This window comes from Chlorogloeopsis sp. ULAP02 (assembly GCF_038404745.2).
Lineage (GTDB): Bacteria > Cyanobacteriota > Cyanobacteriia > Cyanobacteriales > Nostocaceae > Chlorogloeopsis.
Window position 1 is genome coordinate 18,466 of the sequence record NZ_JAYKTT020000047.1, and the last position, 11,023, is coordinate 29,488.

Annotated in this window: 10 protein-coding genes; 8 read left to right on the forward strand and 2 right to left on the reverse strand. The window is 41.9% G+C overall.

From position 1 onward, the window contains the following. Positions 1-35: 35 nt before the first annotated feature. The 6 genes from U2718_RS16770 (at position 36) to U2718_RS16795 (ending at position 4,283) form a co-directional block, all read left to right on the forward strand. The gene (locus U2718_RS16770; protein ID WP_342001436.1) at positions 36-761 is read left to right on the forward strand and encodes a Nif3-like dinuclear metal center hexameric protein; all 726 of its coding nucleotides are present in this window, start codon (positions 36-38) and stop codon (positions 759-761) included. Between the two features lie 211 nt (positions 762-972). Beyond that, on the forward strand, positions 973-1,446 hold the full coding sequence (locus U2718_RS16775; RefSeq protein ID WP_342001438.1) for a TspO/MBR family protein: 474 nt from the start codon (positions 973-975) through the stop codon (positions 1,444-1,446). Between the two features lie 285 nt (positions 1,447-1,731). After that, entirely contained in the window at positions 1,732-2,205 is a 474-nt protein-coding gene (locus U2718_RS16780) for a TspO/MBR family protein (RefSeq protein ID WP_342001440.1), read from the forward strand. An 89-nt stretch (positions 2,206-2,294) separates the two neighbouring features. Next, a complete protein-coding gene (locus U2718_RS16785; RefSeq protein ID WP_411813313.1) occupies positions 2,295-2,525 on the forward strand; it encodes a DUF6597 domain-containing transcriptional factor in 231 nt (76 codons plus the stop codon). Positions 2,526-2,547: 22 nt separating this feature from the next. Continuing rightward, positions 2,548-2,862 carry a hypothetical protein gene (locus tag U2718_RS16790; protein WP_342001442.1) on the forward strand — a complete coding sequence of 105 codons (315 nt, stop codon included), beginning with the start codon at positions 2,548-2,550 and terminating at the stop codon, positions 2,860-2,862. Between the two features lie 56 nt (positions 2,863-2,918). Beyond that, positions 2,919-4,283 carry a deoxyguanosinetriphosphate triphosphohydrolase gene (locus U2718_RS16795; protein WP_342001444.1) on the forward strand — a complete coding sequence of 455 codons (1,365 nt, stop codon included), beginning with the start codon at positions 2,919-2,921 and terminating at the stop codon, positions 4,281-4,283. Positions 4,284-5,030: 747 nt separating this feature from the next. On the opposite strand, the gene U2718_RS16800 is transcribed toward U2718_RS16795, so the two are convergent. Then, positions 5,031-5,345 carry an SH3 domain-containing protein gene (locus tag U2718_RS16800; protein ID WP_342001446.1) on the reverse strand — a complete coding sequence of 105 codons (315 nt, stop codon included), beginning with the start codon at positions 5,343-5,345 and terminating at the stop codon, positions 5,031-5,033. Positions 5,346-5,560: 215 nt separating this feature from the next. Between U2718_RS16800 and U2718_RS16805 the strand changes: the two genes are divergently transcribed. After that, positions 5,561-8,257 carry a U32 family peptidase gene (locus tag U2718_RS16805; RefSeq protein WP_342001452.1) on the forward strand — a complete coding sequence of 899 codons (2,697 nt, stop codon included), beginning with the start codon at positions 5,561-5,563 and terminating at the stop codon, positions 8,255-8,257. 157 nt (positions 8,258-8,414) lie between these two features. Here the strand turns inward: U2718_RS16805 and U2718_RS16810 are convergent, their stop codons facing one another. Further along, a complete protein-coding gene (locus tag U2718_RS16810; RefSeq protein WP_342001448.1) occupies positions 8,415-9,593 on the reverse strand; it encodes a hypothetical protein in 1,179 nt (392 codons plus the stop codon). Positions 9,594-9,895: 302 nt separating this feature from the next. On the opposite strand from U2718_RS16810, the gene U2718_RS16815 reads away from it, so the two are divergent. Continuing rightward, on the forward strand, positions 9,896-10,837 hold the full coding sequence (locus U2718_RS16815; RefSeq protein ID WP_342001450.1) for a tetratricopeptide repeat protein: 942 nt from the start codon (positions 9,896-9,898) through the stop codon (positions 10,835-10,837). Positions 10,838-11,023 lie beyond the last annotated feature (186 nt).

Genomic DNA, 11,023 nt, shown 5'->3' on the forward strand with positions numbered 1-11,023 from the left:
TCGAGATGTTAATGCCTAATTTCAGGTAAAGTCTAATGACGATTGAATGCCAGTTGATTCTTTTAGAAGAGATAGCAGAATTTCTCAATCGCTTCTTCGCTGTTGAGCATTTTTCACAAGGAGAAAAGGGAGGTGTGTATTTATCATCATCGCGTCCTGTAAAACGATTAGGATTAGCACTAGAACCTGAGACACAACTACAGGAATGGGCGATCGCTCAAAATTTAGATGCACTTTTTTTACATCGTCCTTGGAAACTCCAACCAGGGCAACTTCCATCTGATATCGGCGTGATTTCCTACCATTTGCCATTTGACGAGCGCTTAACAATTGGTTTTAATCCTCGGTTGGCACAAGTATTAAATATATCTAAATTAGAAGTTTTGGGAGAGAAAGAAAGTAGAGCGATCGGGATGCTAGGAGAAATTCCAGTTCAAAGCTTTGAGAGTTTATGTAGTTGTGTAAGCCAAGTATTTGGTGGGTATGAGCAAGTACGTTCAGTTATTTGTAAAGAAGTGAAGCGTGTTGCTATTGTTGGTGCAATGACAGATTTATTAGTACGTGACGCAGCAGCCCGTGGTGCTGATGTTTACATAACCGGACAATTACGACAACCAGCCGAGGAGGCAATGCGAGAAACTCAAATTGGAGCGATCGCTGTTGGGCATCGTCGTAGTGAAGTGTGGGGTTTAAGAGCGCTGGCTGGGGTACTGCAAGAACGATGGTTGAGATTAGAGGTAGTTTTGAGCCACTTCGATTAAGAGGACAAGGGGAAAAGGGGACACCCAGACGCGGGGAATGTAAATAAAGATTTCTCCCACTCCCCCATTCTCCCCCTCTCCCTAATCCCTATTCACTTATATCTGCCGCTAGATGGTGTTTTGCAATTCTTCTCACCAAGGGGCGATGAGCGGATAACTGATAAACTGACAAAATCTCATTAAAATCGCAAAGGGTAAGGAAAGGATATGCATGATTAAATCTTGGATGGTTATTGCGGGTGTAGCTTTATTAGTTGCTTTGGGTGCTAACTTCATTACTCCTGGCGATCGCAAATGGTTTAAACGTTTACAAAGGCCTAGATGGCTCACGTTTGAGGCAGCAATTCCAGTTATTTGGACTATAGTATTTGTTTGTGGTGCTTGGTCAGCCTATATTATTTGGGAAAATAACCCCGGAAGCACCCAGACTTGGATTTACATGGGCTTATATTTACTTTTAGAAATTGTTACTGTTGCCTACACTCCCGCCATGTTTAGGAATCGCAGTCTCAGATTAGGTACGATTCTCGGTGGAACAGGTTTTATCATAGCGGTGATACTCGCGATCACTGTTTTACGAGTTTCTGGTTGGGCAGCACTATTGCTTGTACCTTATTTATTGTGGAGTCCAATTGGAACTTATACCACTAAGGTAATGGAGCGCCTTAATCCTCAAGATATTTGAAAGTTAAGTAGGGGCGAATTTATTATCAAAATCTGTCTTCTGTGACCAAGATTACAATCAAACCCGCTCTTAAACTAGTTGGTAGTTATTCCATCCCTACTAACTACTGTACGGGCGGGTTTAAAAGATAAATTGTCGGTTTTAACCCGAAGTTAATCAACAAAACCCGCCCCTACTAACTACTATCCAATTAATAATCCAACCAGCGACTGATTAAACTCGTACCTTAAATTGACAAAATTGCCGTGTATATCTTGACAAAATACACATCAAAAGGTAGCGAGTATGATTCCATCTTGGCTAGTAATTGGGGCTGTAACTTTTTTAATCGCATTTGGTAGTTTCTTTATCACACCACGCGATGTCAAATGGTTTGCACGTTTAACTCGCCCTCGCTGGTTGGTTTTTGAGCCGTTAATTCCGCTGATTTGGACTGTAATTTTTATTTGTGGTGCGGCGTCTGCAACTATTGTTTGGGAAAAAAATCCAAGCAGTATGATGACTTGGCTATTCATGGGTTGGTATTTACTGCTGGAAATTATCACCATTACCTACATACCTCTGATGCTGAGAAATCGCAGTCTTCGGGTTGGTGAAATCATTGGATGGGTTGGTTTAATTTTAGGTGTGTTGCTCGCAATCTCAGTTTTGCCAATTTCTTGGTTAGCAACGGTGTTACTTATTCCCTATCTAGTCTGGAGTCCAGTTGGTGCATATACCACTGAGGAATTAATACAATTAAACCCAGAAGATGCCTAGTTATGATGAGGCAGATTATATGCTCATGCTTCTGACATCAACTTCTTATACAGCGAGCAGGATAGCCAACTAGAATCTCACCCAGATTGATGATTTACCACACCTATACGCCGCGATCGCCCCTGTTAAAGTTCGTGGAGTTTTTATGGATTCGGGAAGGTTATAACGTATCGAAGGCGCAAGCCCATTTGTTGCCAACGGGTTCTATGGAGTTAGTTATCAACCTGCGTGAGAACTCAATTCCCCTTTTTGATCGACACAGCCGACTACAGCACGGGAACGCACGCGGCAGTATAATCTGCGGAGTTCATTATTATTGAGGTTGATAGTCAGGTTTCCGTAATGGGTGTGCATTTCAAGGCGGGTGGAGGTACGCCATTTTTTGCCCTGCCCACTGGAGAATTACACAATCAGATCCTATCGTTGGATGAATTATGGAATCACCGCGCTGCTGAAGTGTGCGATCGCCTGCTTGAAGCCCCAAACATAGAAACTCGTTTTCTAGTTTTAGAGCGATTTCTCCAGAGTTTGATAGGGGAGTCGCCCTTCCCGCAGGTGCGCCTCCGTTGGAGACTCACGTTGATTACAAATTACGAATTACGAATTGGTATTAGTTGGACTCAAATTTTTGAGATTTTAAAGATTCAGTATACTTAAACTTAGGTGCTTAAAATTACGATTTAGCATTAATAAATCCTTGGAGCTAGGGAGCTATGTCTACTCCACTCTCAAACAATCCAACTATGATGGATTGGAAAACACTTTTGACACCGAAAAGACTTGGTAAAGAGCAACCAGAAAACCTTCAATTTGGTCGTACTCCCTTTCATAGAGACTACGATCGCCTAGTGTTTTCTTCTCCTTTTCGTCGTCTCAAAGATAAAACCCAAGTCTTCTCTTTACCCACAAATGATTATATTCGTACTCGTCTGATTCACAGCCTTGAAGTTTCTTGTGTTGGTAGATCTCTAGGCAGGATGGTTGGAGAGCAATTGGTAAGAAAATATCGACTCAATGAGTATGGATTTAGTGCTTCCGATTTTGGTGATATTGTCTCTGCTGCCTGTCTAGCTCATGATATTGGTAATCCTCCTTTTGGTCATTCTGGAGAAGACGCTATTCGCACAGGATTTGAATCATGGTGTAGCACTATTTTTCATTCTAAAAAGGAAATCTTAACCAAAGCTCAAAAAGCTGATTTTGATTTATTTGAAGGTAATGCCCAAGGCTTTCGGATTATTACAAAACTAGAAATGCCGCAAAGAAAAGGAGGGATGCAACTCACCTGTCCAACATTAGCCGCTTTTACAAAGTACCCTCAAGAATCTTTTATTTCAAAGCATATACTGAATGGTTATGTAGGTAGAAGTGTAGAAAAATATGGTTTTTTCCAAGCAGAAAAAGAATTATTTACCGAAGTAGCAGAAACAGTAGGGCTCATCCGTCGTAATCATAATACAGCCTGGTGGTCTAGGCATCCACTGGCATTTCTTGTTGAAGCCGCAGATGATATATGTTACTCCATTATTGATATAGAAGATGGTTATCGGATGGGCTATATTCCATTTGATGAAGCTAAAAATTTACTAAATGAAATTGCCCAGGTTGATGATTTAGAAAATTCTTTAGAAAGTAAAGCAGAAAAAGTAAAGCGCCTACGTGCTAAAGCTATAAACAATCTGATTGAAGAAACTATCAGGACTTTTCTAGATAATGAAGACAGTTTACTTAAAGGAGAATACGACCAAGGATTACTAACTCAAAGCATTTACGCTCAACATCTTAAAAAAATTGCCGAAGTAAGCCGTATTTCTGTTTTTCAACATCCTGATATTGTAGGTATAAAAATTGCCGGATATGAAGTTTTAGGAAAACTATTTGCTGAATTTGTTAATGCAGTTTTATATGACAGCAACAAAGGCAGATTGATTCTTTGTATGCTTCCTCAAGAGTATCACCCTGATGATAACGACGATATATATAACAAAATTCTGAGAATTACAGACTATATATCTGGCATGACTGATTCTTATGCTACTAGTGTATTCCAGCAAATTAGCGGTATTTCTTTGAGATAGAAATTCATCTTTATTTACCTTAGAAATCAAACCCTCGTTACCAGGTTCAACCTGGTAACGAGAATTAGAGCCTCTGGCTCTTGTTGAGAATGGTACAAGGTGTCAGATCGCACAATATGCAAGGTTAAGTCTGTAGATAATACTTATGGATATTGTATATAAAAACCCTATATATTCTGACGATAAGTGGCTGCAATGCTTTTATATCGTTATTGAGAGAAATATAATACAGTAATACATGTATAATAAATAACTATACATCTTATGCTATCGGTGAGGGCAAGGTTGGAAAGTTAATTATGAGAGAACAGTATGAGGTGTCTCACGACTCTTGAAGAGATGAAAAAGATGATATTTTCTTTGCTTACAGTTACATTTGGAACAATTCTTAATGCTGGCTGTGAAAGCAATGCTTGTGAAGACATGGCTTTGAACAGTTTCGGTATGCTAATCGTATTGAAATTACGGACAACCACAACGAGATTTTACGTAAAATAGACAAGCCAACAGAAATTCATGCCCTGGTTGACTTTGCTATATCCCACAAATCAGGCTGGAGTACTCCTTGGGCAGGTGCTCCTATTGCGCTTGTACAAGCTAACTTTTATCAAGGAGATTAAATAGCAATTTAAGAGGGATATCATAGTTGTTGAGTCTTAGAAGCCATCATATTTAAATCTTCAATTTTGACAACAGAGCTGGAACTTAAAAATTCTGAAACTATCACCCCATTAGCAACAATAAAATCTATTGCTGATAGCAGCTAATAAATTCTCTAATTACCCAGCCCCATACTCTGTACTTACCATTGTAATAGCCGCCCACTTTAGCCCAAGGGCGATTTTGGCTGTCATAAGCTATTTTGAGAATATCGACTTGTCTGCCATTTTTGAGAACATTTATTATATGACCATTCGGTTTATCACGTACATTGAGTGGAGTTCCAGTTGGATCTGTTACTTTACAAATTATTTCCGCTTTTACAGATGATAATGTCAAAAATCCAAGTAACCCTGTAGCAGATAGTAGTAAGAGTGTTTTTTGTAAAAGGAAATTTTTCATATTTTTGTTGAGTTGGTGAAGTATGTTCAGTAAGTTTTGACACATATTTTTGTACTAATAGTTTTCCCAAAAACTCTACTAATATTTACATACTGAGAACTTTCTATAATCTCTTAATAGGCGAAAGAAACGATTTCTTCACCCTTCTTACCCCCACCATCCCCCCTCGGCAACGATAAAATCACAAAGGTGACACCTATCCTGCCTGAGTAATGATGAAAGCCGATATCCAACTTACCGAAACCAGCCAATCTACTCTCCAACGCCCCGAACTACTCGCCCCCGCAGGTAATTGGGAATGTGCGAAAGCAGCTGTAGAAAATGGTGCAGATGCAATTTACTTCGGTTTGGATCGGTTTAATGCACGGATGCGAGCAGAAAATTTTACTGAGGCTGACTTACCAGAATTAATGGAGTATTTGCATTGTCGCGGTGTAAAGGGCTATGTTACCCTCAATACGCTTGTTTTTCCCCAAGAATTGAGAGAGGCAGAACAATATATCCGTTCGATTATTGCGGCGGGTGTCGATGCGGTAATTGTCCAAGATATAGGTATTTGTCGTCTCATTCGTCACCTTTCTCCTGATTTTCCTATTCATGCATCTACGCAAATGACTATTACGAGTGCCGCAGGTGTGGAATTTGCGGAGTCGCTAGGGTGTAATTTGGTTGTGCTTGCCCGTGAGTGTTCTTTAAATGAAATCAACAAAATCCAAAGTCAATTGGCGTATAGGGGAGCATCGCTTCCATTAGAAGTTTTTGTTCATGGTGCTTTGTGCGTAGCTTACTCTGGGCAGTGTTTAACAAGTGAAGCACTGGGAGGACGTTCTGCTAACCGGGGCGAGTGTGCTCAAGCTTGCCGGATGCCTTACGAGTTAATTGCAGATGGGGAAGTTGTAAATTTAGGCGATAAAAAATATCTTCTCAGTCCCCAAGATTTGGCAGGGTTAGATGTTTTGCCTAATTTAGTAAAGTCTGGAGTAAGCTGTCTCAAAATTGAAGGGCGGTTGAAGTCTCCAGAGTATGTTGCTAATGTCACTCGTGTTTATCGGCAAGCGCTGGATCGGGTGATGGAAGAAAGGCAGACGGCAGACGGCAGTAGACGCGGTAGACGCGAAGCGGCTTCCGTTCAGCGAAGCTGTTCCCGAAGGGTAGGTACGGCTTCCGTAGGTAGGCAGAAGGAAGAAGACATAAGGCAGACGGCAGACGGCAGATGGCAGAAGGAAGGAAAGGAAATTAGCTTGATGCCCGCGTTTTCTCAGGAACACTACAACTTGGAGATGGCTTTTTCTCGCGGGCTTTATACTGGGTGGTTCCGTGGAATTAACAATCAAGAATTGGTTCACGCTCGTTTTGGCAAAAAGCGTGGTGTTTATATAGGAGAGGTAATCCGGATTGGAAATGACCAAGTAATCGTGCGAACGCAAGTACCAGTGAAGCCAGGTGATGGTGTAGTTTTTGACTGCGGACATCCAGAGGCGAAGGAAGAAGGTGGTCGTATATATGCGGTACAAATGAAGGGTAAGGAAGTCGTGCTGACGTTTGGGCGGCGCGATTTGAATTTGCGGCGTGTGCATGTAGGCGATAAGGTTTGGAAAACCAGCGATCCAGAACTTGATAAACAATTACGTCAGAGTTTTGCTGGGGATACACCACAATTTCAACGTCCGATTCATATCGAAGTGCATGGGGAAAGTGGGGAGAATTTAATTGCGATCGCTCGTGATGAAATTGGTCACATTGTTCAAGTAGAATCTTCAATGCCACTGGTAGAAGCACACACCAAACCCCTGACTTTAGAACGTTTGCAGGAACAATTTAGTCGTCTTGGCAATACTCCTTTTTATTTGGGCAATTTGTCAAATCACTTAAATGGAAATGTGATGTTGCCTGTGAGTGAGTTAAATCGAATGCGGCGGGAAATTGTCACGCGGTTGGAAGAATTGCGAAGTCAACCTCAACGCTGGCAAATAAACCCCTATGCTTCTTTGAAAGACTTACTTCCCTCCTCCTTAACTAATTCCCCAAGCACTCCATCTCTTATAGTGCTGGTACGAAATCTCCAGCAACTCCAAGCTGTACTCCAAACGGGAATTGAGACAATTTATTGTGAATTTGAAGATCCGCTCAAGTATCGCGAGGCAGTGCAGATGGTACGGCAGCAAGGGGAGCAGGGGAGCAGGGAAGCAGGGGAGCAGGGGAGAAAAAATTCTTCTACCATCTGGGTTGCACCTCCCCGCATTACTAAACCAGGAGAAAACTGGATTTTGCAGCAGGTGCGTTCCTGCGAGGCGGATGGATATTTGGTGCGGAATTACGATCACTTGCAGTTTTTTGCTGAAGCTCGTTGCATTGGAGATTTTTCTCTCAATGTTGCTAATCCGCTAACAGCAGATTTGTTTAAAAATCACTTTGGCTTGGAACGCCTAACCGCATCCTACGATTTGAATATTAGCCAATTGGAAGACTTGCTGAAGAGTTCTCCTCCCGACTGCTTTGAGGTGACAATTCATCAGCATATGCCGATGTTCCATATGGAACATTGTGTATTTTGTGCTTTTCTATCTTCGGGGACGGATTTTCGTAACTGTGGGCGTCCATGTGAAAAATATGAGGTAAAATTACGCGATCGCGTTGGTACAGAACATATTCTTCATGCTGATGCCGGGTGTAGAAACACGGTCTATAATGGCACAGCCCAAACTGGAGCAGAATACGTACAGCATCTTATAAAGCTTGGATTGCGGCACTTCCGGATTGAATTTTTGAATGAGCCTCCTGAGCAGGTAAATCAAACGATACATCACTACCAGCAATTACTGCGAGGCGAGTTGACAGGTTCTCAATTGTGGCGCGATTTGAAGTTGCAAAATCAGTTAGGGGTGACTCGCGGTTCTGTAACCCATCGGTGAAAATTATTTTAGCTTTATGCCTATTTGGTGTTTTTTAACTTAGTAGAGTTTTGCGTAAACTTTTAGCGTTTTTAAACGCAGAGGTACGCCAAGGAAGCGCGGAGGTACGCAGAGTTTTCTCAAGTTTAATTCACTACGAATTAATAAAACACTGTACTTAGATGGCGTTTTGTACGATCGCCACATTTTCAATCAAGTTACCAACTAACACACGCTCTGTGCGCCCATCGGGATGAATCGCGTAAATGGTGCTGCCGTTGGTATAGACAATTGTGCCGTCTTCTCCTAAGTCAAAGGATAAAACTCCTTCTGCTATAACTTCGGCTACACCATTTGTTAATTGTCGTACCAACTGCCACGATCGCGGCACCCAAGCAGGGGCATCTTTTTCGTCAAATTTGTTATCTCCTATCATTTCGGGAGTCAGGAACTCACCCCAAACTTTCATCTGCTGTTTGCGATCGAGAGATTTTCGTGTACCTGCTGCCATTAAAGGTTTACCGGTATAAATTTGAGTAAAAAAGTTTAGCCATTGAAAAATTGCGTAGGCAAGCCGTAAAGGTATGAGGATAATTTCCCGGAACAATCGCAGCAAGTTCACCTGTTGTTTGGGACGGAAGGGACGACGAATATAATATAGTGTGCCGTCTGCCTTCATGCGCGGCCCCAAGAAATCGTATTTACGATCGCTTACTAAAGTGGTGATGTCTTTTTGATCGCAATCTAGTTTTTCGATGGTGAAAGGAGCGCGATCGCATACGAAGCCCTGACTATTACGTCCAATGCCTGCGGACTGAAATACTAAAGCCTTTGTTTTTCCAGGAATCCAGCATGGTGCCAAGTCAATTGAGTCTCCTTCTGTCACTTCATGGGGACGAGAACCGTTTTTTGGCATCATGGCGATATTGGCAATGCCACTGCGATGAATAGTCGTGCAAGCAATCAGTTCGTGTTCGGAGTGAAAACTCAAATATCCGACTTGAAAATCAGCGTTATGGAAAAGGCGTTGTTCATGCTCGCGTGCAGGTTCGAGTATAAAAATGCCGCCCACATCTCCTGCCTCCAGTGCATAAAGTAACTTACCCTTTTCTCCTTGGCAAAGGCTATTGATGACTAAATTCAGCTTTGCTTCAGGTTGTTGCTGCATTTGCTCCACAACACCAGGAGGCAACATCATTTCCATTAATCCCCGATTTTTCCATGCTTTGCGTCGCTGAGTTTGTAGCACTCGTTCCTGAACTGACTGCCCAAACTGGCTTTCATATTCGCGAACGGGTGCTTGAGGATATTTAAGATACAGTTTGCCTTGAGCCAGATACGCAATACTAAGATTCATTACTGGAATTCCCATTAGTGTACTTAGTATTCCCAAAAACTTATACAACTGACAAACATCATTAGGGTAAAGGGGATTGGGAAGGGAACACGGGGAATATTTTTAATAATTTCTCCGCGTCACCGTGTCTCAAACTTTCCGCGTCTTTCTTCCCCTCCTAATCCTTAGCTATCATTTTGTGACTTTGCGCAACACTCTAAAGAAAGGTTTTACATTTGCAATAAAAATCAATTAGGAATTTGGCTATGAAGTTATGTTATTGTTTTGTGAATCGGAAAAACTAAAGTTCATCCCAAGGTATGATGCCAAACTCCTTTAAACTCACCCTGAATTTGGAGGCAGAATTTTTTTTCCAGCAAGGTTTGCGAAGGAATAATGTCCAAAAGTTTGAAGCGGCGATCGCCAGCTTTGATAAAGCACTCAAGTGCAAGCCAGATTACCCAGAAGCCTTATTTCAAAAAGGCTTTGCTCTCGGTTCTTTAGGACATCACAAAGATGCGATCGCTTGTTTTGACGAAACCCTGAAATTACGTACCGATGACTGTTGGGTTTGGCACAACCGGGCGATCGCTTTAGGAAAGTTAGAACGTCACCTAGATGCTCTTAATAGCTTTGAGCGAGCCATTGAATTTAACCCCAATGCTGCTACTGCTTGGCATAATCGCGGGCTAACCTTGTGCGATTTGGGACTGTATGAAAAGGCGATCGCTAGTTTTGAGCGCACCCTAAAATTGCAAGCCGATGCCTATTGGGCATGGAACAACAGAGGTAATGCTCTCAGACAACTGAAGCGCTACGAAGAGGCTCTCAATAGCTATGATCGCGCCATTGAGTTCTTCGTGAATAATGTCTTGGCTTGGCATAATCGAGGCGTAACGTTGAATGAGTGGGGGCTTTATCACAAAGCCATTGCCAGCTTTGATCGTGCCTTGACAATTCAACCTAACCATCACAAAGCTCTACTAAACCGAGGTATGTCTTGGGAAAAATTAGGGCATTACGAAGATGCGATGGAAAACTATAATCAAGCAGCAGAGTTACAACCCAACGATCCTTTCGTTTGGTATAATAAAGCTCGCTGTTATGCCTTACAGAACAATATTGCAGCAGCAATTGAGAACTTGCAGCAAGCAATTAACCTCAGTCCTGAAACTTACCTGCCAATCGTCGCCAATAACTCAGACTTTGACATAATTCGCTCTGATGAACGCTTTCAAGCTTTAATCCAAGAGCAAAAATATTAGAGGTGTTGCGATCGTGTGAGGAGAATAACCTACAGACATCTACAGTATTTAGGAGCAAAACTGGAGAACTGGGGAATAGTTTAGAAGATTTCTCTTGTCACATTCCCCCTTGCTCCCTCATTAAACTTTTGAAACTTTTGATAAAAATATGGGGCATTTTATGTTAATCCAACCCCAGCTAATCAC